The 23194-nt window shown below is 35.2% G+C and carries 21 protein-coding genes; 18 read left to right on the top strand and 3 right to left on the bottom strand.

From position 1 onward, the window contains the following. The first annotated feature begins 3 nt into the window (after positions 1–3). From QJV49_RS12565 to whiA, 13 genes are all read left to right on the top strand, one after another. Entirely contained in the window at positions 4–408 is a 405-nt protein-coding gene (locus tag QJV49_RS12565) for a hypothetical protein (RefSeq protein WP_225512172.1), read from the top strand. Between the two features lie 221 nt (positions 409–629). Further along, positions 630–1673: a heat-inducible transcriptional repressor HrcA gene (gene hrcA / locus QJV49_RS12570; RefSeq protein ID WP_015426234.1), complete on the top strand. Its 1044-nt coding sequence runs from the start codon at positions 630–632 to the stop codon at positions 1671–1673. Between the two features lie 29 nt (positions 1674–1702). After that, entirely contained in the window at positions 1703–2242 is a 540-nt protein-coding gene (grpE, locus tag QJV49_RS12575; RefSeq protein ID WP_225512171.1) for a nucleotide exchange factor GrpE, read from the top strand. Positions 2243–2313: 71 nt separating this feature from the next. Further along, complete coding sequence (dnaK, locus tag QJV49_RS12580; protein ID WP_225512170.1) at positions 2314–4137, top strand: molecular chaperone DnaK; 1824 nt, start codon at positions 2314–2316, stop codon at positions 4135–4137. Between the two features lie 211 nt (positions 4138–4348). Then, positions 4349–6112 (top strand): oleate hydratase, encoded by a 1764-nt coding sequence (locus QJV49_RS12585; protein WP_225512169.1) that lies wholly within the window; start codon positions 4349–4351, stop codon positions 6110–6112. A gap of 66 nt (positions 6113–6178) precedes the next feature. Beyond that, positions 6179–7318 carry a M20 peptidase aminoacylase family protein gene (locus QJV49_RS12590; protein ID WP_225512168.1) on the top strand — a complete coding sequence of 380 codons (1140 nt, stop codon included), beginning with the start codon at positions 6179–6181 and terminating at the stop codon, positions 7316–7318. A 120-nt stretch (positions 7319–7438) separates the two neighbouring features. Further along, positions 7439–8140, top strand: coding sequence for a DeoR/GlpR family DNA-binding transcription regulator (locus QJV49_RS12595; RefSeq protein WP_010905655.1), 702 nt, complete (start codon positions 7439–7441; stop codon positions 8138–8140). 82 nt (positions 8141–8222) lie between these two features. After that, positions 8223–9140 carry a 1-phosphofructokinase gene (gene pfkB / locus QJV49_RS12600; RefSeq protein ID WP_225512167.1) on the top strand — a complete coding sequence of 306 codons (918 nt, stop codon included), beginning with the start codon at positions 8223–8225 and terminating at the stop codon, positions 9138–9140. Beyond that, entirely contained in the window at positions 9140–11044 is a 1905-nt protein-coding gene (locus tag QJV49_RS12605) for a fructose-specific PTS transporter subunit EIIC (RefSeq protein WP_225512166.1), read from the top strand. The genes pfkB and QJV49_RS12605 overlap by 1 nt, the downstream gene beginning before the upstream one ends. An 85-nt stretch (positions 11045–11129) precedes the next feature. Next, entirely contained in the window at positions 11130–12575 is a 1446-nt protein-coding gene (cls, locus tag QJV49_RS12610) for a cardiolipin synthase (RefSeq protein WP_225512165.1), read from the top strand. 79 nt (positions 12576–12654) lie between these two features. After that, entirely contained in the window at positions 12655–13542 is an 888-nt protein-coding gene (gene rapZ / locus QJV49_RS12615; RefSeq protein WP_225512164.1) for an RNase adapter RapZ, read from the top strand. Beyond that, positions 13539–14522: a YvcK family protein gene (gene yvcK / locus QJV49_RS12620; RefSeq protein ID WP_225512163.1), complete on the top strand. Its 984-nt coding sequence runs from the start codon at positions 13539–13541 to the stop codon at positions 14520–14522. Before rapZ ends, yvcK begins: the two co-directional genes overlap by 4 nt. A gap of 54 nt (positions 14523–14576) precedes the next feature. After that, positions 14577–15494, top strand: a complete 918-nt coding sequence (gene whiA, locus QJV49_RS12625) for a DNA-binding protein WhiA (protein WP_225512162.1) — start codon at positions 14577–14579, stop codon at positions 15492–15494. A gap of 50 nt (positions 15495–15544) precedes the next feature. Here the strand turns inward: whiA and QJV49_RS12630 are convergent, their stop codons facing one another. Further along, positions 15545–16102 (bottom strand): TetR/AcrR family transcriptional regulator, encoded by a 558-nt coding sequence (locus QJV49_RS12630; RefSeq protein WP_225512161.1) that lies wholly within the window; start codon positions 16100–16102, stop codon positions 15545–15547. A 155-nt stretch (positions 16103–16257) separates the two neighbouring features. Between QJV49_RS12630 and QJV49_RS12635 the strand changes: the two genes are divergently transcribed. The 4 genes from QJV49_RS12635 to QJV49_RS12650 all read left to right on the top strand — a co-directional run bounded on the left by QJV49_RS12635 (position 16258) and on the right by QJV49_RS12650 (position 20213). Next, the gene (locus QJV49_RS12635) at positions 16258–17136 is read left to right on the top strand and encodes an ABC transporter ATP-binding protein (protein WP_225512160.1); all 879 of its coding nucleotides are present in this window, start codon (positions 16258–16260) and stop codon (positions 17134–17136) included. A gap of 10 nt (positions 17137–17146) precedes the next feature. After that, positions 17147–18769 (top strand): ABC transporter permease, encoded by a 1623-nt coding sequence (locus QJV49_RS12640; RefSeq protein ID WP_225512159.1) that lies wholly within the window; start codon positions 17147–17149, stop codon positions 18767–18769. A 141-nt stretch (positions 18770–18910) separates the two neighbouring features. Next, positions 18911–19282 carry a hypothetical protein gene (locus tag QJV49_RS12645; protein ID WP_225512158.1) on the top strand — a complete coding sequence of 124 codons (372 nt, stop codon included), beginning with the start codon at positions 18911–18913 and terminating at the stop codon, positions 19280–19282. A 142-nt stretch (positions 19283–19424) separates the two neighbouring features. Further along, positions 19425–20213 (top strand): formate/nitrite transporter family protein, encoded by a 789-nt coding sequence (locus QJV49_RS12650; RefSeq protein ID WP_225512157.1) that lies wholly within the window; start codon positions 19425–19427, stop codon positions 20211–20213. A 37-nt stretch (positions 20214–20250) separates the two neighbouring features. Here QJV49_RS12650 and QJV49_RS12655 read toward each other — a convergent pair whose 3' ends face one another. Then, positions 20251–20781, bottom strand: a complete 531-nt coding sequence (locus QJV49_RS12655; protein ID WP_003130958.1) for a DUF402 domain-containing protein — start codon at positions 20779–20781, stop codon at positions 20251–20253. Between the two features lie 164 nt (positions 20782–20945). Further along, positions 20946–21851: a metallophosphoesterase gene (locus QJV49_RS12660; RefSeq protein ID WP_225512156.1), complete on the bottom strand. Its 906-nt coding sequence runs from the start codon at positions 21849–21851 to the stop codon at positions 20946–20948. Positions 21852–21968: 117 nt separating this feature from the next. On the opposite strand from QJV49_RS12660, the gene prfB reads away from it, so the two are divergent. Then, complete coding sequence (prfB, locus tag QJV49_RS12665; RefSeq protein ID WP_225512155.1) at positions 21969–23066, top strand: peptide chain release factor 2; 1098 nt, start codon at positions 21969–21971, stop codon at positions 23064–23066. Positions 23067–23194 lie beyond the last annotated feature (128 nt).

Raw genomic sequence — 23194 nt, forward strand, 5'->3', positions numbered from 1 at the left:
ATCATGCTAAACCGAACTAGACTTCTACTATATGTTAATGTTGCTCTATTTATTTATAGTGCATCGGAAATGATTAAAGTTCTCCTTGTCCATAATAATTTCTTTAGCCAATTTTTTAATAACTTATCAATTAACATAAAAACATTAACAGATAAAATTTCGTCAACAATTACGACTTGGCAAAGTTTAATCTATTTATTGATTTTTGCTTTATTAATATTTCTATTGTTGAAATTTTGGCGTTTTACTTTTATACTTTTAGAAATTATTTCGGCACTTTTGATTATAGATTATGCTTTACTTTTCATTCAACATGAAGTAAAGTATGAAAGCCTCTTTATCATTGCTGTAATGGTGATTACAGTCATGAATATTTGGCAAATATCCAAAGATTCCAATCTTTTATAAGTGAAATTAGCACTCTAATAAAAAGAGTGCTAATTTTTATGCCTTTTTTCTTGACAAGGTATAGACAAAGGGTTATAATAAACTTGTTAGCACTTAGAGATGAAGAGTGCTAAAACAGAAAAAAGCTTGTAGATACTAAACAGAAGTCAAAGGCTCAAGAAATTTTTGAACTTGCGAAAGAAGTTTTGCCGAACTTCTTATCTGTGGAGAAAGGAGTAGTCATGATTACAGAACGTCAAAGACAAATTTTAAATTTGATTGTTTCTCTTTATGCCAAAGAGCATACGCCAATCGGTTCAAAGTCGCTCCTTGATAGTATTCAAGCTTCTAGCGCTACAATCCGAAACGACATGAAAGTTTTGGAAAAACTAGGCTTGATTCAAAAAGAACACACCTCAAGTGGACGTGTTCCAAGTGTTTCAGGTTATAAGTATTTTGTAGAAAATGTCATCCAGTTAGATGAATTTAGTCAAAATGACTTATTTAAAGTGATGAAAGCTTTTGACGGTGATTTTTATCGCCTATCTGACTTGTTTAAAACAGCAGCTAAAAGTTTATCAGAACTCACTGGTTTGACAAGTTTTGTTCTCAATGCTCCCCAACGTGACCAACAATTAGTTTCATTTGAAATGGTCATGCTGGATAGCCATTCAGTACTTTCAGTTATAACTTTAGGGACTGGTGAAGTAAGAACAAATCAATTTATTCTTCCAAAATCGATGACTGAAGCTGATTTAGCAGTCTTTAGTAATCTAGTTAAAGAGCGTCTGGTTGGTAAAAAAGTGATTGATATTCACTATACTTTACGAACAGAGATTCCACAGATTGTTCAGCGTTATTTCAAAGTTACGAGTGAAGTTCTCCAACTCTTTGAATCAATTTTTGATGATTTGTTCAAAGAACGGCTGACCGTCGCTGGGCGTAAAAATATCTTTGATTATGCAACTGACAATCTTGCAGAATTATACAAACTCTTTAGCGATGATGAACGGATGCTTCATGAAATTCGCGAAATCACTAATAACGATGAGATGCGGGCTGTTAAATTTGACAATGACGAAAAATACATGAAAAATTTAACGATTATTTCTCAAAAATTTGTTATTCCATATCGCGGTTTTGGTACTCTGACAGTCGTTGGACCTGTAGAAATGGATTATCAAAGGACGTTATCAGTTCTTGACTTAGTTGCTAAAGTTTTAACTATGAAGCTGAGTGACTATTATCGTTACCTTGATGGTAACCATTATGAAATTAGTAAATGATAAAAAAGTTATTTAAAAAAGGAGGGCCTATGTCCGAAGAAACTAAAGAAGAAATCAAAAATGAAAAAGTTGATGAAGAAGTGACTGAGGAGTTAACAGAGGAAGCACTTGAGGATATTGTTGAAGAAGAAATCAACGAACTTGATGAAGCACAAAAGTTAGCGGCTGAGTGGGAAAATAAATTCCTTCGCGTTTCTGCAGAAATGCAAAACGTACAACGTCGTGGAAATGAAGAACGTTTGCAACTTATCAAATATCGCTCACAAGATTTAGCAAAAAAAATCTTATCTTCACTAGACAATCTTGAACGTGCACTTGCTGTTGAAGGATTGACAGATGATGTTAAAAAAGGCCTTGAAATGGTCCAAGAAAGTTTGATTTCAGCGCTTAAAGAAGAAGGTGTAGAGGAAGTTTCTTATGAAAGCTTTGACCATAATCTGCACATGGCTGTTCAAACGGTCCCAGCTGATGACGAACATCCAGCTGACAGCATCGTGCAAGTTTTCCAAAAAGGTTACCAACTTCACGAACGTTTACTTCGTCCAGCAATGGTTGTCGTAGCACAGTAAATTAAAAAATAAATTGACCGCAATGTCTTTAAACTATTCATAAGTAATAAGAAATAAAGGAGATTTAAAATATGTCTAAAATTATCGGTATTGACCTTGGTACAACAAACTCAGCAGTAGCAGTTCTTGAAGGAACTGAATCAAAAATTATTCCAAATCCAGAAGGAAATCGTACAACACCTTCAGTTGTAGCCTTCAAAAATGGTGAAATCATTGTTGGTGACGCTGCAAAACGTCAAGCAGTGACCAATCCAGAAACAATTATTTCTATTAAATCAAAAATGGGAACATCTGAAAAAGTTTCTGCAAATGGTAAAGAATATACACCACAAGAAATTTCAGCAATGATTCTTCAAAACTTGAAAGCTACAGCAGAAGCTTATCTTGGAGAAAAAGTAGAAAAAGCAGTTATCACTGTACCTGCATACTTTAATGACGCTCAACGTCAAGCAACTAAAGATGCTGGTAAAATTGCTGGTCTTGAAGTAGAACGTATCGTTAACGAACCAACAGCAGCAGCTCTTGCTTATGGTCTTGATAAAACAGATAAAGATGAAAAGATTCTTGTATTTGACCTTGGTGGTGGTACATTTGACGTTTCAATTCTTGAACTTGGTGATGGCGTATTTGATGTTCTTGCAACTGCTGGTAACAACAAACTCGGTGGTGATGATTTTGACCAAAAAATCATTGACTGGATGGTTGCCGAATTCAAGAAAGAAAACGGAATTGACCTTGCCCAAGATAAAATGGCATTGCAACGTTTGAAAGATGCAGCCGAAAAAGCGAAAAAAGACCTTTCAGGTGTAACAACTACTCAAATCAGCTTACCGTTCATCACAGCGGGTGCTGCTGGACCTCTTCACTTGGAAATGGCTTTGACTCGTGCTAAATTTGATGAATTGACACATGATCTTGTTGAAGCTACACGTCAACCAGTTCGCCAAGCCCTTTCTGATGCTGGTTTGTCAACTTCTGATATTGACGAAGTTCTCTTGGTTGGTGGTTCAACTCGTATCCCTGCAGTTGTTGAACTTGTTCGTCACGAAACAAACAAAGAACCAAATAAATCAGTAAACCCTGATGAAGTTGTTGCTATGGGTGCAGCAATCCAAGGTGGTGTTATTACTGGTGATGTTAAAGATGTTGTCCTTCTTGACGTTACTCCACTTTCACTTGGTATTGAAACAATGGGTGGTGTCTTCACAAAATTGATTGACCGTAATACAACTATCCCAACTTCTAAATCACAAGTCTTCTCAACTGCTGCTGACAATCAACCTGCTGTAGATATTCATGTACTTCAAGGTGAACGTCCAATGGCAGCTGATAACAAAACTTTGGGCCGTTTCCAATTAACAGATATCCCTGCAGCACCACGTGGTGTTCCACAAATCGAAGTAACATTTGATATTGATAAAAATGGTATTGTTTCTGTTAAAGCTAAAGATCTTGGTACACAAAAAGAACAAACAATCGTTATCAAATCAAACTCAGGTCTTTCTGATGAAGAAATTGATAAAATGATGAAAGATGCTGAAGCAAATGCTGACGCTGATGCAAAACGTAAAGAAGAAGTTGATACACGTAATGAAGCTGATGCTTTAGTTTTCCAAACTGAAAAAACTTTGAAAGACCTTGAAGGAAAGGTAGAAGAAGCTGAAGTTAAAAAAGCTGAAGACGCTAAAGAAGAACTCAAAAAAGCGCTTGAAGGTGAAGATATTGATGATATCAAAGCCAAATCAGAAGCACTTTCTGAAATCGCTCAAAACCTCGCTGTAAAACTTTATGAACAAGCAAATGCAGCTCAAGGTGAAGCTGGACAAGCAACTGATGCTCAAGAAGCTCCAAAAGATGATAATACATTTGATGGTGACTTTGAAGAAAGCAAATAATAATTTATAAAAGTACTGATTCCTTTGTCAGTGCTTTTTTTTGTAAAAATGGACAAAATAGACATGTTGTCTAAAAACGGTTTCATATTCTTGCAATCATTTTCTTCTTGTACTATGATGAAATTAGTAAGAGATTGGAGGAGAATTAGAAGTAAAGAGACTAAAAAATTAGTCAAACTGATGTTGTTTAGATTAGAGGAGGTTAATTATTATGCGTTATACAAATGGAAATTATGAAGCTTTCGTCCACCCAAGAAAACCAGAAAATGTTGATCAAAAATCAGCATATATTATTGGGGCAGGTCTTGCAGGACTTGCAACAGCAGTATTTTTAATTCGTGACGGTCAAATGTCAGGGAACCGTATTCACATTTTAGAAGAACTCCCCTTGTCAGGAGGTTCATTGGACGGATCATTTATTCCACATGATGGTTTCGTTGTTCGTGGTGGACGTGAAATGGAAAATCATTTTGAATGCCTTTGGGATTTATTCCGAACAATTCCGTCATTAGAAGTGGACGATGCGTCCGTTTTGGATGAATTTTATCGAATTGACCGTGATGATCCAAATTCATCTAACTGTCGTATTATCCATAATCGTGGTGAACGGGTTAATGATGATGGAAAATTTACTCTAAGTCCAAAAGCTCAAGAAGAAATAATCAAATTATTCATGACTAAAGAAGAACTACTTGTAGGTAAAACAATAGAAGATTGCTTTACTGATGAGTTCTTCGAATCAAATTTTTGGCTTTATTGGTGTTCAATGTTTGCTTTTGAAAAATGGCATTCAGCTATTGAAATGCGTCGTTACATTATGCGTTTCATCCACCATATTGAAGGGCTACCTGATTTTTCGGCCTTAAAATTCACAAAATATAATCAATATGAATCACTAGTAAAACCATTAATTTCATACTTAAAAGATCATGGAGTTGATTTTAAATATGGAGCACAGGTTGAAAATGTTGAAGTTGACTTTTCAAATGGCAAAAAGGTAGCAAAAACTATTGTATTTGCTGACAAAAAAATAAAAGAATTGACAGAAAATGACTTAGTTTTTGTCACAAATGGTTCAATTACAGAAAGTTCAACTCAAGGTTCACCAACTCAAGCCGCTCCGAAAACCAGTGAACTTGGAGGCTCTTGGAAACTTTGGCAAAATTTAGCTAAACAATCAGAAGAATTTGGACATCCGGATGTTTTCTGTAAGAATATTCCAAAAGAAGCTTGGGTTGTATCAGCAACTGTTACTTGGAAAAATTTAAAGATTCAACCTTATTTTGAAAAATTAACACATCGTCAATTGCGTTCAGGAAAAGTGGTTACAGGAGGAATTATTACTGTTAAAGATTCAAATTGGCTCCTTTCATTTACAACTCACCGCCAACCTCACTTTAAAGAACAAAATGACCAAGAAACAGTAACTTGGGTTTATGGTCTTCTTTCAAATACACCTGGAAACTATATCAAAAAACCAATTGAAGACTGTACAGGTGAAGAAATTACTCAAGAATTACTTTATCATTTAGGAATGCCAGAAGAAGAAATCGAAGCATTTGTTAAAGAAAATACTAATACAATCCCAGTATATATGCCTTTCATTACTTCTTATTTCATGCTTCGTGAACCAGGGGATCGGCCTCTTGTAGTACCTGAACAATCAGTCAATTTAGCGTTTTTAGGAAATTTTGCGGAAACTGAGCGTGATACAGTCTTTACAACCGAGTATTCAGTTAGAACTGCGATGGAAGCCGTTTATCAATTATTGAATGTTGATCGTGGTGTTCCGGAAGTTTATGCTTCGGCTTATGATTTACGAACTTTAGCAAGTTCAGCCTACTATCTATCAGATAAGCAAAAATTAGAAGATTTAGAGCTCTCATTTATTAAAAAACAAGCGCTCAAAGTTGTACTTAAGAAAATCAAAGGAACATATATTGAAGAACTTCTAGAAGATGCGGGTCTGATTTAAAAATTAAATGAAGTCACAAGAAATAGCGAAGGAGCAACCTTCGCTATTTTTGATACAATTATTCTTATGATTGAAGAAAATTTATACCAAGAGCTTGTTGAAATTAGACATTATCTTCATGCTCATCCCGAAATATCGGAAAAAGAAGTTGAAACGACAAAATTTATTCGACAAAAGTTATCAGATTGGCAAATTGAAATAATGGATAGTCAGCTTAAAACAGGACTTGTTGCAAAAATTGGCACAGGAAAACCGATTATTGCGCTAAGAGCAGATATTGACGCCTTACCTATTCTAGAAGAAACAGGATTAGAATTTTCATCTGTAAACAAAGGAGCAATGCATGCTTGTGGTCATGACTTACATATGACTAGTCTTTTAGGGGCTGCTAAAATTCTAAAAGAGAAGGAAAGTCAACTTAGTGGGACAATCAAACTCATATTTCAACCTGCCGAAGAAATTGGCGAAGGAGCCAAAGAAATTCTAAAAACAGGATTAGTTTCAGATGTTCAAGCTTTTATTGGCTACCATAATATGCCTACTTTGTCAGCTGGAGTAATTGGCTTACGTGAGGGTGGAGTAATGGCAGCCGTTGAACGTTTTGAAATTTTAATAAAAGGTCAAGGAAGTCATGCGGCATATCCGCAAGAAGGTCAAGATTTGATTTTAGCTAGTGCTGCGATTGTTCAAAATCTACAACAGATTGTTTCTAGAAATATTTCACCACTGAGAGCTGCTGTTGTATCTGTCACACACATTGAAGCCGGAAATACTTGGAATGTTCTACCAAACAATGCCCGCTTAGAAGGGACAATAAGAACTTTTGACAATGAAGTACGTTCTTTAACAAAGAGAAGATTCAGCCAAATTATCGAAGCCATTGCAAAAGCTTATGATGTTGAACTAGAGATTAAATGGTTAATGGAAGCGGACCTTACGTTCAACGATTTCGAGTTGACAGATGTTATCAGGAAAAGAACCGAGCGATGGCATGATAAAGTGGTATATCCAGAGCCATCAAGTGCGGGGGAGGACTTTGCTAATTATCAAAAGCAAGCTCCAAGTGTCTTTGCTTTTATAGGTTCAAATGAACAAGGGGCCTCTGGACTTCATTTTGCTGATATGGTCGTTCAAGATGAAACTCTAAAAGTTGCTGTTGACTACTATTTGGAAAGCGCTCATCAATTACTTGAACACTTTAAATAAAAACTATTATTAGATAGTTTTTTATTTTTGAGTTTTTTTGGAAGAAAATGATAGTTAATGATTGATTTTGAAAGATAAAGGTGTTATAATGATTTTTGTAAACGAATTCAGGAGATGGAAATGTTAGCAAATGAAAGAAAAAGACGGATTGTTGACTATCTAAAATTAAAAAGAAGAGCAACGATTGAAGAACTTCTTACGTTAATGGATTGCTCTATATCGACGCTTAGGCGAGATTTGAATGAATTGGAAAAAGAAAAATCTTTAAGACGAGTTCATGGTGGTGCAGAACTTACACAAGACTTATCGGAAGAATTAAGTATTTCCGAAAAAACTTCCAAAAACATTCAAGAAAAAGAAGAAATCGCTCAAAAAGCATTATCGAAAATTAAAGATGGGGATATTATTTTTTTAGATGCTGGGACTACAACTGGTATCTTAGCTGAACTTATCAATCAATCTCATCTTTATTTAACAATTGTAACCAACTCTGTCAGTCATTTGGCGAAATTAACAGATGACCGATTAATCGTCTATCTGCTCGGTGGACGAGTTAAAAAGGTAACAGATGCAATAATTGGTAGTCAGGCTTTAGAACAACTTTCTGCTTATCAATTCAATAGTGCTTTTGTTGGGGCTAACGGCTTTGACAATGAACACGGAGCAATGACACCAGACCATGAAGAAGCAGCAATAAAAGGACTAGCAGTCAAACAAAGTCAGAATGCTTTCATATTAGCCGACTCTTCTAAATTAGGACAAATGAGTTTTGTCAAATTTGCTAATTCTGAAGAAGTTGAATTAATTACCGAGAATAATTAGCGTTTGTTTTAAATGAATAGGGTGAAAAAATTTCACTAAAAGTTAGTATTTGTAAACCTACGTCTTAAATTAAAGGAGAACTATGATTTATACAGTAACACTCAACCCAGCACTTGACTACTTCATGAATTATGAAGAGTTAGCACTTGGTGAGGTGAATCGAACAGGAAAAACACAGATTTCAGCAGGTGGTAAAGGAATTATGGAAAGTCGCATGCTAAGTCTTATAGGTGCCAAAAGCAAGGCACTAGGTTTTCTAGGTGGATTTTCTGGTCAATATATTAAAGATTTCTTAAAAGATAATCAGGTTGAATCGGATTTCACAGAAATAGAAGATTTGACAAGAATTAATGTCAAGCTGAAAAGTCAGGAAAACGAAACAAGTCTTGATGCTGCTGGACCAAAACTTAAAGAAAGTGAAATTAATCATTTTCTTGAAAAATTTGATCATTTGAAAGAAGATGATATTGTTGTCTTTGCAGGTACAATCCCTAAAAGTCTTGGTGAAGATTTCTATGAGCATTTGATTGCTAAAGTCCAAAAGCAAAAAGCAACTTTTGTCATGGATGTTGATGGTCAAAAATTACTTGATTCGCTTCCTGCTCATCCCCTACTCATTAAACCAAACCGAGAAGAACTAGAAGCAATCTTTGAAACAAACTTAAAAAATAATGAGCAAATCATTCCTTATGGCCAAAAACTTTTAGAAATGGGTGCTCAAAATGTTATCGTATCAATGGCTGGTGATGGAGCACTCCTCTTTACAAATGAGAAAGTTTATTTTGCTCAAGGAATTAAAGGAGAGTTAAAAAATTCTATTGGTGCTGGTGATTCGACTGTTGCAGGATTTTTAGCTGAATATAGTCAGTCTAAAGACCCGCTCTTAGCGTTTAGACAAGCAATCGCTTGTGGAACTTCAAAGGCATTCTCAGATGATATGCCAAGCCGAGCATTTTTGGAAGAAATTTATAAAAAAGTTAATATTTCAGAGGTGAAATGATGGAAATAAAAGATTTACTTAAAACAGAGGTTATGATTCTTGACCTCCAAGCAACTAGCAAAGAAGCGGTTATTGATGAAATGGTCAATAAACTAGTTTCTGAAGGTTATGTCAATGATTTCGCAACTTTTAAAGCAGGAATTATGGCCCGTGAGGCACAGACTTCAACCGGACTTGGTGACGGAATTGCAATGCCTCACAGTAAAAATACAGCGGTCAATGAGCCGGTCGTTCTTTTTGCAAAATCAAAAGTTGGTGTTGACTACGCCGCATTAGATGGACAGCCTGTCAATCTTTTCTTCATGATAGCAGCACCAGACGGTGCTAATGATACTCACTTAGAAGCTTTAGCACAACTTTCCACTTATCTTCTTAAAGACGGTTTCCAAGATCGTTTGAGAAAAGTTGAGTACCCAAGAGAAGTCATTCAACTCTTTTCTGAAAAACAAGAAGAAATTAAGACTGTTGAAAATGCAGAGCATTATATTGTAGCTGTAACGGCTTGTACAACAGGTATTGCTCATACTTATATGGCTGAAGAAGCGCTAAAAAAACAAGCCTTGGAAATGGGCGTTGGAATAAAAGTTGAAACCAATGGTGCGCGTGGAATTGATAATAAATTAACTTCAGCTGATATCCAAAAAGCAGATGCTGTTATTGTAGCTGCGGATAAGAAAGTTGAAATGAATCGTTTTGCTGGTAAAGAAATGGTTCAAGTTCCAGTTGCACATGCCATTCGAGATACTGAAGAATTAATTAATCGTGCGCTTTCAGGAAAAGCACCAATCTATGAAGCAGATGGAACAGATGAAGCAAAAGAAGAATCAACTGGTGGTTTAGGAAAAGCATTCTATAAACACTTAATGGGTGGGGTTTCTGCAATGCTTCCATTCGTTGTTGGTGGTGGTATACTTATCGCTCTTGCTTTCTTAATTGACCAAGCGATGGGAGTTCCTCAAAGTCAATTGGCTAACCTAGGAGTTTATCATCCTTTGGCAGCTTACTTTAAAAATGTTGGTGGTGCAGCTTTTGCCTTTATGTTACCAGTCCTAGCTGGTTTCATTGCCAACTCCATTGCTGATAAACCTGGTTTAGTTGCTGGTTTTGTCGCTGGTTCTATGGCATCTTCTGGTCTTGCATTTGGCCATTTAGATCCTGCTAAAATGATTCCGTCCGGTTTCTTAGGAGCCCTAGTTGGTGGTTTCCTTGCCGGTGGAGTCATTATCCTGTTACGAAAAGCTTTTGCAAAACTTCCTCGTTCACTTGATGGGATTAAAGCTATATTAATTTATCCATTAGTTGGAACGTTTATCACAGGTTTCCTAATGCTCTTTGTCAATATCCCAATGGCTGCAATTAATACTGGACTTTCTAACTTTTTGGCGAGTCTATCAGGAGCATCTGCGCTTGTACTTGGTTTGGTTGTTGGTGGAATGATGGCTATTGACCTTGGTGGTCCAATAAACAAAGCTGCTTATATCTTTGCAACTGGTACTTTAGCAGCAACTGTTTCAACGGGAGGTTCAGTAACAATGGCTGCCGTTATGGCTGGTGGGATGGTTCCACCACTCGCAACTACAGTAGCTGTAATCTTGTTTAAAAATAAATTTACCAAAGAAGAACGCAATGCTGGTTTGACAAACATTGTTATGGGGCTTTCATTCATCACTGAAGGGTCAATTCCATTTGGTGCATCTGACCCCGCACGCGCAATTCCATCATTTATGATTGGAGCAGCAGTAGCCGGTGGTTTGACTGGTATGGCCAATATTAAATTGATGGCACCACATGGTGGCGTCTTCGTACTTGCTTTGACAAATAATCCGTTACTTTATCTCTTGTTCATCTTGATTGGAGCAATTGTTTCAGGCGTATTATTTGGAGCTTTGAAAAAAGCAAAATAAAGATGAATGAGAATAATAAGAGCGGTTTAATACCGCTTTTTTTGATATAATAGAAGGAGTAAACTAGGGGATTGGAAAACATTATATGAGTTTTATTGCACTTTTTGAGCTGGCGCTTTTTTTCCTTAATGTTATTTTATCCTTTGTCATTATTTTTAGGGAAAGAAAGTCAACAGCGGCAACTTGGTCATGGCTTTTTGTAGTTAATTTATTGCCTATCATAGGCTTTATTTTATATTTACTTATTGGACGTGGCATTTCACATTATCGAATTTTTAAAGACCGAAAAAGGTTTCAGCTAGGTTTTGAAAAACAATTAGAACATGCTGAAAAATCTTACACAGATCGATTATTCATTAAAAAAATGAGAAAAAATCATGTGTTTGGTCAGCTGATTCATATGCTTTATGTTGAAGAAAAATCAATTATTTCAACAAATACTGGTGTTAAAATTTTCAACGATGGACGTCAGAAATTTAACGCTTTGATTGATGATATTAATAAAGCAAAACACCATGTTCACATGGAGTATTATATTTTCCGGATGGATCGTATGGGGCATGAAATCTATGAGGCTTTACTTGCAGCTGCAAAGCGTGGAGTCGAAGTTAAACTTTTAATTGACGCTTGGGGTTCAAATAAAACTAAAATGTCTTGTTTCAAAGAGCTTCAAGAAGCTGGAGGACATGTGGCTCAATTTTTCCCATTAATTATGCCATTAGTTAATCCGAGAACAAACTACCGTTTGCACCGTAAAATCGTTGTGATTGATGGTGTAATCAGCTATACGGGAGGTTTTAATGTCGGTGATGAATATGCTTCAATTACGAAAAAATTCGGATATTGGCGTGACAATCATTTGCGATTGACAGGTGATATTGTTTATAGCCTACAGCATCGTTTTATTTTAGACTGGAATTCTCAACATCACTTTGAGGTAACCGAGGGAGAACCTTATTTTCCAGATTCGATTAATGAGGGTCATGTAGCGACTCAACTTGTGACTTCTGGTCCAGATGAAGATAAGGAACAAATCAAGTTAACTTATATGAAGATGATTTCTGGTGCAGAGCGAGAGATTATTATTCAAACCCCTTATTATATTCCTTCTGATGCTTTACATGAATCTATAAAATTAGCATTATTATCGGGTGTACAGGTTAAATTATTGATTCCAAACAAGCCAGATCATCCGCTGGTCTACTGGGCAACTTATTTCCATGCCGCTGATTTAGTTAAATATGGCGCAAAGGTCTATACTTACGAAAATGGATTTGTTCATTCTAAAACATTAATTATTGATGGAGAGTATGCCTCAGTTGGTTCGGGTAATTTAGATTATCGAAGTTTGCAATTATGTTTTGAAGCCAATGTTGTTATCTATGATTATGATATTTCTCAAAAATTAAGAAATGATTTTATGAAGGATTTGAAATTGAGTCACCCATTGACTTTGGAGCGTTATGAAGAACGTTCTAAGTTGGTTCGTTTTAAAGAAGGTTTGGCACGTTTAATTGCACCAATGCTCTGATACCTATTATTAAAAATTGAAGTAGTAAGATTTATTGAAGAAAAAATTTAAAAGAGTAAGATGAAAATGGAGGAAAGAGATGGAGAATAAACTCAATATTGTGATTATTACAGGTATGTCTGGGGCAGGTAAAACGGTTGCCATTCAATCCTTTGAGGACATGGGTTATTTCACAGTAGATAATATGCCACCAAATTTAATTGAAAAATTTGTCGGCCTTTTGAATACACCAGATAATAAGATCGATAAAGTTGCCTTGGTTGTCGATATGCGTTCACGCGCTTTCTTTGAAGATATTCAAAGTATTGTAACAGAATTGACGGATAACGGGTCTGTTAATTTCAAACTTTTATTTTTAGATGCAAATGATACTGAATTGGTTTCAAGATATAAGGAAACTAGAAGAAGTCATCCTCTTGCTATTGATGGTAGGACACTTGATGGAATTACTAAAGAACGTGAGATTTTAGCTGATTTAAAAAATCTTTCAGAAGTGGTTATTGATACAAGTGAATTGACTCCAAGAAATCTTCGGGCAAGAATTTTACAAAAATTTGCTTCTAGTACAGAATCTACGTTCAGAATTGAAGTTATGTCATTTGGATTTAAGTATGGTTTGCCTTTAGATGCCGATTTAGTCTTTGATGTCCGTTTCTTACCAAATCCACATTATATTGCTGAATTGCGTGATAAAAATGGAACCGATAAAGAAGTCTATGATTATGTTATGGAGCATCCGCAATCGGAAGAATTTTATCAAAATTTGATGAAAATGTTAGTTCCAATTCTTCCAGCTTATAAAAAAGAAGGTAAATCAGTTTTAACAATCGCTTTTGGTTGTACGGGAGGTCAACACCGGTCGGTTGCTTTTGCTGAAAGAGTCTCTGCGGCTTTGAAGGATAAATGGCATCTCAATGTCAGTCATAGAGATAAAGACCGTAGAAAGGAAACAGTAAATCGTTCATGAGCAATCCAAAAGTTGTAGTTATTGGTGGAGGAACTGGAATTCCAGTTGTCTTAAAAGCACTTCGTAAAGAAAAAATTGATTTAACGGCTATTGTAACTGTGGCAGACGATGGTGGGTCTTCTGGGCGAATTCGTTCAGCGGTGAATATTGCACCGCCAGGTGATTTGCGTAATGTATTGATTGCCATGTCAGATATGCCCAAGTTTTATGCTGATATTTTACAATATCGTTTTGATAAATCTGATGGTGAATTAGCTGGTCATCCTCTTGGCAATCTAATTATTGCAGCCGTTTCTGAAATGCAGGGTTCAACTTATCGTGCGATTCAAACATTAGCTCAATTTTTTCATGTGGAAGGGAAAATTTATCCTTCATCTGATGCCGCGTTGACCCTACATGCTGTTTTTAAAGATGAGCATGAGGTAACAGGGGAAAGTCATATTGCTAGCTATAAGGGATTGATTGACCATGTTTATTTAACCCAAACAGCTAGTGGTGATAGTCCGATTGCTTCCAAAAATGTAGTTAAATCAATTATGGAAGCAGATACCATTGTCTTGGGCCCTGGCTCACTTTTTACTTCAATATTACCTAATATTGTTATTCCAGAAATCTGTGAGGCCCTTTGGAAAACTTCGGCTAAAATTGTCTATGTCTGCAATATCATGACTCAGCGTGGCGAAACAGAACACTTTTCAGATGCTGATCATGTGCGAGTGTTAAATGAACATATTGGTACAAAAGTAATTGATACCGTCTTGGTGAATATTCAAGAAGTTCCTGAAGAATATATGAATACAAATAAATTTGATGAGTATCTGGTTCAAGTTGAGCATGATTTTGAGGCATTAAAAGCAGAAGAGGTCAACGTTATTTCTAATAACTTCCTTGAACTTCGTGATGGTGGAGCGTTTCACAATGGCGAAGCTGTTGCTAAAGAAATTGTCGCGATTTCACAAAGACAAGAGTTTAGACATTAAAAAGATTTGACAGAAAGAACAGAACAGGAAAAAATATCCTGAATAGAAAGAATTATGAGTTTCACAAGTGATGTAAAAAAAGAATTAACGAGTAATTTAGCAACAACCGGATCGCTTCTTGCACTTGTTAGGATGAATGGCTCTGTAGGAATTTTTAATGGATTAACTTTATCGATTACAACGGAAAATGCTGGGACAGCTAAATATATTTATCAAATGCTAGGAGAGCTTTACGATATTCATGCTGAAATTCGTGTCCATCAAAAGACAACTCTCTCGAAAAATCGTGTTTATACGGTTTTTATTACTGAGGGGGCAAGTGAATTATTAGATGAATTAAGTTTAGCAGATTCGTTAATGTTGGATAATGGTGTGCCAGATTTTGTTAAAAATGATGAATTTATCAAAAAGGACTATTTACGAGGAGCTTTTTTATCGGCAGGCTCTTTGCATAATCCTGAAAAAGGTGAGTATCAGTTATCAATTGCTAGTGTATATCAGGAACATGCGGAAGACTTACAAGAAATTTTTCGAGATTTTGGTTTAAATGCGCGTGTTATTGAAAGAAAAAATAGATGGATTCTCTATTTATCAAAAGCTGAAGAAATAATGGATTTCTTGACTTTGATTGGAGCGATGAAGGCAAGATTGAAATTTGAAGAGGCGAAGATTATGCGTGAAATGCGTGGTTTAGCTAATCGGCAGTCAAATTTTGAAAATGCTAATATTGCTAAATCAGTTATGGCGGCTCAAGAAGCAATTAATGCTATTCAATTTCTTAATGAGAGAAAAGAGTTAGAACAACTTCCAGAGAATTTAAAGGAAATTGCTCGTGTACGTCTAGAAAATCCTGAAGCAACAATTAAAGAGTTGGGAGAGTTGCTTGAACCACCTTTAGGGAAGTCTGGAGTAAATCATCGACTTAGAAAACTTGTTGAACAAGCTAATGAGTTAAGAAACATTGAGAATTAAATAAAAAATTAGCTAGATATTCTAGCTAGTTTTTTATTTGGTTATATATCTTATTTCCAACCATTGAGGAAAAAGCGAGAAATGATTTCGGATTTTTCTAAGAGTAAAGTCAATGATAAACCTTTTATTCCCGAATTGAAAATATTAAGAATTAAGAAAAAATCTTCTTGGCTATATTTCTTAGAAATTTTTCCTTCGGATTGTCCTTTTTGGAATAGTGTCAGATAAATTTGATTTTGTAAGGAGCGGGTGTCATCATCTAACAATTCTGGACTATTAGTATATTGTGTCATCATATTTTCTGAATAGATGGGCTGATAATGCTCAAGTCGGTGAACTTTTAGTTGGAGAATTGCTTGATAAGTCTGATTAAAATCCAGATTGTTTTCAAAAAGAGCTTTAATTTCCGAAGATAATTGATTGAGATCTTGTCTAATGACTTGGTTAATCAATTGATTTTTACTGTGAAAATATTTAAAAAGCGTCACTTTTGATACACCAGCTTTTTGGGCAATTTCATCAACGGTAATTTCTCTAATTGTTTTTTGGTTTAATAAGTGAAAAGTGGTTTCTAGAATCGCTTTTTTCTTTTTTTCTGTTTGATTCATAAAAGTTCCTTTCAACTTGATTGGATCGGGTATTTACTATCAAAAATTATAGCTTTTTTCTTGAACTATTTCAAATGTAAGCGTACAATATGAACTATAAGTAATGATTCAGTACATTTTATGATAATAGAGCATAAAATTCAGGAGGAAGAAAGATGGATAAGCTAGTTGAGGTAAAAGGACTTCAAAAAAACTTTGGTCAATTTCAAGCATTAAAAGATGTTACTTTTGAGGTAAATGCTGGAGAAGTTCTTGGATATATTGGCCCTAATGGTGCTGGAAAATCAACAACAATTCGAATTTTGCTTGGAATCATTCGAGCGACACAAGGAAAAGTTCAAATTTTTGGTAAGGATGTCTGGCAAGATTCAATTGAGATTCACAAAAAAATTGCTTATGTTCCAGGGGATGTTTACCTTTGGCCCAATTTATCCGGCGGAGAAACGATTGATTTATTTTTAAAACTTCATGGAGCAATCAATGAAGAAAAACGAGACCAATTAATTAAAAAGTTTGATTTAAATCCTAAGAAAAAAGTTCGCTCTTATTCTAAAGGAAATCGACAAAAGATTGCGCTCATTGCTGCTTTAGCAACTGAGGCTGAACTCTATATCTTTGATGAGCCAACGAGTGGTCTGGATCCGCTTATGGAAGCCGTTTTTCAAGAAGAAGTAAAAGCACTAAAAGCTGCTGGCAAAGCAATTATTTTATCAAGTCATATCTTATCAGAAGTTGAAAAATTAGCTGATAGAGTAGCTGTTATCCGAAAAGGAGAGATTGTTGAAACAGGTACACTTGATGACTTGCGACATTTGACCAGATATCAGTATAAAGTTGAGACGGAGAGAGAAGCTGTTGGCTTAAAAGAATTATCTTCTGTTCATGATTTACAAATTAAAGAGAACGAAGCGACTTTTCAAGCCGATTCTGATGCAATAGATGAGATTTTAAAAACGCTTTTGCTTTATGGAGTGAAGAAACTTGAAGCCACACCGCCAACACTTGAAGACTTGTTTATGCGACATTATCAATAGGAGGCTTATTATGAAACAACCACTTTATAATACAGGAGTTTTATTTAAGACTTTGATAAAAAGGGATTGGCTTAAGTTAATTTTCTGGATTTTAGCCATGCTTGCCTTTGCTGCTTCGGGTGCAGGGAAAATGGAAGTGGTCTCGAATCCAAAAACTGCTGGAACTCTTTATACAATGTTTGTCAAAAATCCAGCAATGGTCGGACTATTTGGTCCCACTCCAATAACTCATCCAGTCAATTATAGTTTAGGTCCTATATTTGGTCAAACAATGACTTTAATTACAGGACTCACTTTTGCTATCATTTCGATTATTTATGTTGTTAATCGAAGCAGAAAAGAAGAGGATGATGGAATTACAGAACTTTTCCGGTCTTACTCTATTGGAAAAATAGCAAATACAACTGCTTTGGTTATTGAACTTTTGTTATTACATTTAATACTGGCCGTCCTCTTGTCTCTTTCGATACAAGCTCAAGATGTCGCTGGGTTGAATCATTTAGAAAGTAATTTTCTATTTGCTTTCACAACAAGTGCTCAGGGTTTCCTTTGGGGAATGTTTGCTTTACTTTTCGGTCAAATTTTCTCTGAAGCAAGTACAACTAAAGGGATGACATTCGGTTTACTGGGTTTGTTCTATATTGTTCGAATGCTAACTGATGTAACAAGTCTTTCCATAGGTTGGTTCAATCCTCTGTCTTGGTCTTATCTAGCTTTTCCTTATGTTAAAGGTCATGAAAATTGGTTAGCTGTCTTTTTAACTTTTATTTTAGCTTTTCTACTTTTAGGAATATCCTATATCCTAGAGCTTAAAAGAGATGTGGGAGCGGGTTATTTTCCTGAAAGAAAGGCGCGACTTCGTGGGAAAAAGGGACATTTTGGATTTCCTGGTCTCGTTTTGAATCTTGAAAAAAAGATGATTATCGGTTGGCTTTTGGCAAGTTTTGTTCTGGGCTTAGTTTATGGTTCAATGTTTGGGCAAATGGACCACTTTATTTCAAGTAATAAAACCGTTAAGGAGCTTTTTGTTGGGAATGAAACAGCAGCGAGTGCGATTAGAGGAAACTTCATGGTCACTCTGTTTTCGATATTGTCAATCTTAATCGCAGCGTTTGGTGTCATTTTACTGACAAAAATGGTGAGTGAGGAAAGAAAAAATCGTCTCGAAGCTCTTTATGCTTTACCACTTTCACGACTAAAAGTGTATTCAACTTATTTACTGACAGCTATTCTGTCAGTAATTTTTGCTCAGTTTTTGGCGCTTTTGGGGATATTTATTGAACAGTTGGGCAATAAAAATACTTTGAGCTTCTTAGAAATTATGAAATCTGGCATGATTTGGCTTGTGGCTGTCATATTTGTTCTAGCTATACTTAGTCTGTTACTTGGGCTTGTTCCTCGTTTGGCAGAATTAATTTGGGTATATCTTGGTTTCTTACTTTTTATGACTTATCTTGGAAAATTATTATCTTTGCCAAAATGGCTTGAAAATTTAAGCATTTATAACTACATTCCTAAATTGCCAGTTGAGAAAATGAACCTTTCTACCGTTTTATTTATATTGATTTTATCTGTCTTATTAATTTCACTTGGTTTTGGTGCTTATAAAAGACGTGATTTAATCAGGGGATAAAACAATGAAAAAAACTATCATAATTGGTAGTTTTTTTCTGTAGATAAATATATTTTATAGTTTACTTTCAAAAGTGTAAGACTAGACTCTATTAATAAGTGTAAAATATTATATATAAATAATAAAATTTAGGAGAGAAATATGAAAAAAATTATTATTTTTGCTGCTGCTGCAAGTATATTAATATTTGGAATTTTTAATTATCTGAAGAGTCCGGGAAATAATTTGGGAGATTTGGCAACAAAAACTGTTACACCCAAAATATTGAAGCCCCAAAATAATAAAGTAAATGAAAAATCTTTAGATAATTTTGCAAAAAATGCACAAATCATCGTATCATCACCTGATAAAGATAAAGCCATAGATAGGGTGGTAGAAAATGAATTAAATAAAGCAGATAATAAATTTAGTAGAAACCAGTTGTATGCTTTATACAATAATTCTACGGATACAATAGAGGGTACTAGTCGCTCAATTGCGGATTTTATGAATGACATGTTAGGAGGCAGATAGTAAATAGCTTCCCTTTTTAATGTAAAATGAACAACAAAATGTCGTATAAGCTTGGTTTTACAGTATTTCTTAGCATTAATAAGAAATTTATGATAGAATGAATGAGTTATTTTATAAATACGCTTTCAGGAGAAAAATTATCATGATGAATCCGGCAGAAATTTTAACTGCGACCATTCACCACGGTCAAGAAAAAGTTAAACGTCCATTTCTAGAAAAAGCTGTGCTTGGTTTTATTGGTGGAGCAATGATTTCCTTTGGTTATTTACTTTATATTAGGGTAGTAGCTTCCGTTGCTGAGGAATTAGGAAGTCTTGCGAGTCTAATCGGAGCAAGTGTCTTTCCAATTGGATTAATCGTTATCTTATTGGGAGGTGGTGAGTTAATCACTTCAAATATGACAGCTGTATCAACTTCATTTTTTGCTAAAAAGGTAAGTTTGAGTGATTTGCTTAAAAATTGGTTGATTATTACTTTGTTTAATGTGATTGGAGCAATATTTGTCGCTTTTGTATTTGGACATCTCGTAGGATTGACTGCTACAGGAGACTATAAGACGGAACTTTTTAGTTTAGCTCAAGGAAAGATTAATGCGAGCTGGTCACAGGAATTTTTATCGGGGATTGGCTGTAATTGGTTTGTTGGTTTAGCTATGTGGATGTGTTATGGAGCTAAGGATGCGGCAGGAAAAATATTGGCTGTTTGGTTTCCAGTGATGGCCTTTGTTGCGATTGGTTTTCAACATAGTATTGCAAATGCTTTTGTAATTCCTGCGGCAATTTTTGAAAATGGAGCGAACTGGCTAGATTTTGCTCATAATTTCCTATTTGTTTATCTAGGGAATGTCTTTGGTGGATCAATTTTTGTTGCTGGTTTTTACAGTTTAGGGTATCGTAGACAGGCTAGAGAACAAGAAGAACTTAAAAATTAAAAATAAATAAAAAAAGTTACTGACAGAAAGTCAGTAACTATTTTTTTAACTGATGATAACGATTGTACCAAATCTCGACGTACTCTTTAGAAAAAGGTCCTTTTTCATTGTTAATCCAGTCAACAAGAATTTTGACATTTTCTTTTAGAATATGATCAATTTCCTTTGGATAGTGCATTTTGCGGCGGTGGCGTTCATATTCTTCAACATCGAGTAATTTTTTTTCTCCATCTTTGAAGACCTTCACGTCAAGGTCGTAATCAATATATTTCAGCGCTTCGTTATCGAGGACGAAGGGGCTCGCTAGATTGCAGTAGTAGCTAACGCCTTCCTCACGAATCATAGCAATGATGTTAAACCAAAACTTTTTGTGGAAGTAAACAATGGCAGGTTCGCGTGTCACCCAACGACGGTCGTCAGATTCTGTCACCAATGTGTGATCGTTTACTCCAATAATTGAATTTTCATTTGTTTTTAGAACCATCGTATCGCGCCAAGTGCGATGAAGATTCCCATCATGTTTATAGCTTTGAATCGTGATGAAGTCGCCTTCTTTCGGAATTTTCAAGGCTATTCTCTCTTTCTCAATTCAAAGTTCTCATCTATTAATATACCATTTTTTAAATGAAATTTACAGTAAAAATGTTTAGTTTAAGCAATAAATTACTAATAATTGTTCGGATTTTTTTATTTTTATGTAGTAGAACTGTGTTTTTATACTATCAAGAAATATTAGTCATCCAAGTCAAAAATTGTCAAGGCAGACTGAAATTCTTCCCGCAAATGTGCTTTGCGAAAATTTAACCAATCAGAACTTTTGCGAATCGCATTGTATCTTTTGCGCAAATGCCAATTTTCTGCAATTTGATATTGCGGATATTCTTCTAAAAAGTGATTAATCATCTGCCACTCATAGGGATAGCCTAGTGGATGAGCGTGATAGAGGACATTATCAATGGTTAATGGCAGGCGTCTTTGATGAAGATGACCAAAAACAACATCACTGATTTTGGGAAATTTCTTAAATGTTTCATGAAAATGCTGCGAACCCAAGTAGGCATTGAATCGGGCAAATTTTTCATAACGAGTATTGATAATAAATTGTTGATGAGGAACGAAATGAGTACTGACAATAATTCTATCAATCTTAGGATTTGCTGATAGTTCTGTCAGTAACTTTTCTAATTTCTGTAATTCAAGATTTGTTATCTTGATATCATCAAATTGACGATGAATTTTTCGATCAAAATAAAATGAATTTTTAAAAGCAATGATTTTTTTTATATCAATTTTTCCAGTCATGAAAGAATAATCATACCAGCCGTGGAAACTGACAAAAGCAGTAGAAGCAAAAGTTTTTACTTGAAAATTACTGACAGAAATTTCTTCTTCAGAAAGACCAACCATATCGTGATTTCCAAGATTGTAAGTGACTGACAGCTCTGTCAGTAATTTTATTTGCTTGAAAAATGGTTCGGAAATTCCAAGAAAATCATTCGAAATATCTCCAGCAAAATGTAAATCTGTAATCTTTAAATCCTTTAAAAGCAAGATGAAAATATCAATTTCTTCTTGGGAAAAATGATTAGAATCCATATGAAAATCAGAAATCACAGCCAATCGTCTTTTTTTAGTCATAGTCAAATTATAGCATGTGACACAAATTCTATCTAATAAATAAATTTTTTGATGAATCATTACCTGTTGAATAGCTTACTTTAGGCTTATAAGTGGTGAATATGGTATAATGCTACTATGGAATTATCAGAAATTAGAAATTTACTTGAAGGATATGCTGAGAAGATTAATGGCTTTCGTGAATCATTAGATCTTGACCGTTTGGAAGAAGAAATAGCTCTTTTAGAAAACGATATGGCACAACCTGAATTTTGGAATGATCAAGCAGCGGCTCAAAAAGTGATTGATGAATCAAATGCTTTGAAAGCCAAGTATGACAATTATCAAGCGATGAATAATATGCTTGAGGAAGCGCAAACTATGCTTGAAATGCTCCAAGAAGAAGCTGACGAAGAGATGCAAGCTGAGTTAGAGGAAATGACAATCGCTCTCGGTCAAAAAATTGAGTCTTATGAGCTTGAAATTATGCTCAATCAACCTTATGACCACATGAATGCTGTTCTTGAAATTCACCCAGGTTCTGGGGGAACAGAGTCGCAGGATTGGGGCTCAATGTTGATGCGGATGTACACTCGCTGGGGCGAAGCACATGGTTTTAAGGTTGAAATTCTCGACTATCAAGATGGAGATGTTGCCGGATTGAAATCAGTTGCCCTTCGTTTTGTTGGACGAAATGCTTATGGTTTTTTGCGAGGTGAAAAAGGAGTACACCGTTTAGTACGTATTTCACCTTTTGATTCAGCCAATCGTCGTCATACTTCATTTACCTCAGTTGATGTGATGCCGGAATTAGATGATTCAATTGAAGTAGATGTTCGTGATGCCGATGTTAAAATGGATACTTTCCGTTCAGGTGGAGCTGGTGGACAAAATGTCAATAAAGTCTCTACTGGTGTGCGTTTGACTCACATCCCAACGGGAATTGTTGTGCAATCTACAATGGATAGAACGCAATATGGTAACCGAGATAAAGCAATGGCGATGTTGAAATCTAAACTCTATCAATTAGAAATGGATAAAAAGCAAGCAGAAGTTGATGAACTTCGTGGCGACCAATCAGAAATTTCTTGGGGAAGTCAAATTCGTTCATACGTATTCATGCCTTATCAATTAGTTAAAGATACGCGTACTGGTTATGAAACGGGGCAAATCTCAAATGTAATGGACGGCGAATTAGATGGGTTCATTAACGCCTATCTCCGTTGGAATTTGTAGATTATAAATTAAAGCTTCGTGTGTTTGAAATATTTATGAAATATCAAAGTTATTAATGAAAAGGTTATAAAATAAAAGTGCTACCTAAAGCACTTTTATTTTGATATAATTATAAGAGTTAAATTGAT

This window comes from Lactococcus sp. NH2-7C (assembly GCF_029953655.1).
Classification (GTDB): Bacteria; Bacillota; Bacilli; order Lactobacillales; family Streptococcaceae; genus Lactococcus; species Lactococcus lactis.